Annotated in this window: 1 protein-coding gene; it reads left to right on the top strand. The window is 69.6% G+C overall.

Translation table 11 applies throughout. From position 1 onward, the window contains the following. Window positions 1-85: 85 nt before the first annotated feature. Complete coding sequence (locus G5C65_RS37160; RefSeq protein ID WP_165303444.1) at window positions 86-1,456, top strand: ABC transporter substrate-binding protein; 1,371 nt, start codon at window positions 86-88, stop codon at window positions 1,454-1,456. Window positions 1,457-1,507 lie beyond the last annotated feature (51 nt).

Genomic DNA, 1,507 nt, shown 5'->3' with positions numbered 1-1,507 from the left:
CGTCTCACCCCCCCGGCACCGCACTGTTCCCTGTATCTGCTATGCGCCTTATACCCCCTATGTATGCCTATGACCTGGAGTCCCCATGCACAGTCAGAGCCGACGGCACGGGACGCGCGCGGCGCTGTGCGCCGTCACGGCCGCCTCGCTGCTGGCGCTGACCGCCTGCGCCGGAGCCGGCAGCCTCGGCACGGGCGGCGACACCATCAACGTCCTCATGGTCAACAACCCGCAGATGACCGAGTTGCAGAAGCTCACCGCCAAGCACTTCACCCGAGAGACCGGTATCAAGGTCAAGTTCACGACGCTGCCCGAGAACGACGTCCGCGACAAGATCGGCCAGGACTTCGCCAACCAGGCCGGCCAGTACGACGTGGCCACCATCAGCAACTACGAGACGCCGATCTACGCCAAGAACGAGTGGCTGCGCTCCCTGGACCCGTACCTCCGCAAGGACCGCGCGTTCGACCAGGACGACATCCTGCGCCCGCTGCGCGAGTCCCTCACCGGTGAGGACGGGCAGGTGTACGCCGAGCCGTTCTACGGCGAGTCGTCCTTCCTGATGTACCGCAAGGACGTCTTCGCGCGGCACGGGCTGAAGATGCCCGCCAAGCCCACCTGGCCGCAGGTCGCGAAGCTGGCGGCGCGGGTGGACGGCGCGGAGAAGAAGATGGGCGGCATCTGCCTGCGCGGGCTGCCCGGGTGGGGCGAGATGGCCGCGCCGCTCACCACGGTGGTGAACACCTTCGGGGGCACCTGGTTCGACAAGGACTACAAGGCGCGGCTCACCGACCCCGCCTTCCGCAAGGCCGTGCACTTCTACGTCGACCTCGTGCGCAAGCACGGCCAGTCCGGCGCCGCGCAGTCCGGCTACGCCGAGTGCCTCAACTCCATGACCCAGGGCAAGAGCGCCATGTGGTACGACGCGACCGCGGGCGCCGGCTCCCTGGAGGCCGCCAAGTCCCCGGTGAAGGGCAAGATCGGCTACGTGCCGGCGCCGACCGTCAAGACCGACTCCTCCGGCTGGCTCTACACCTGGGCCTGGGGCATCCAGAAGGCGTCCCGCAACCCCGACAAGGCGTGGAAGTTCATCTCCTGGGCGTCCGGCAAGGAGTACGAGCGGCTGGTCGGCAAGGAGTTCGGCTGGGCCAACGTGCCCGCGGGGAAGCGCTCCTCCACCTACCGCATCCCGCAGTACCGCAAGGAGGCCGCCGCCTTCGGCGAGGTCACCCGCAAGGCCATCGCCGAGGCCGACCCGCGCGACCCGGGCGTGCAGCCGCGGCCCACCATCGGCATCCAGTTCGTGGACATCCCCGAGTTCGCCGAGCTCGGCACCAAGGTCTCGCGGGAGCTGAGCGCCGCCGTCGCCGGGCGCACCTCCGTCGACGCCGCGCTGAAGGAGTCGCAGCGGCTCGCCGAGGACGTCTCCGACGAGTACGAGGGGAGAGGCAAGTGAGCACCCTCACCGCCCCGTCCGGCCGCCCCGAGGGGCCCCGCCGGCCCGCAC

Origin of the sequence: Streptomyces boncukensis (genome assembly GCF_011045075.1) — a bacterium.
GTDB lineage: Bacteria > Actinomycetota > Actinomycetes > Streptomycetales > Streptomycetaceae > Streptomyces > Streptomyces boncukensis.
The sequence above is the reverse complement of the archived record's forward strand: the minus strand, read 5'-3'. Positions and strand labels throughout refer to the sequence as shown.

Bases quoted from the DNA above. Each gene is read 5' to 3' on its own strand.
- G5C65_RS37160 (WP_165303444.1), top strand. From the start codon at position 86: ATGCACAGTCAGAGCCGACGGCACGGGACGCGCGCGGCGCTGTGCGCC.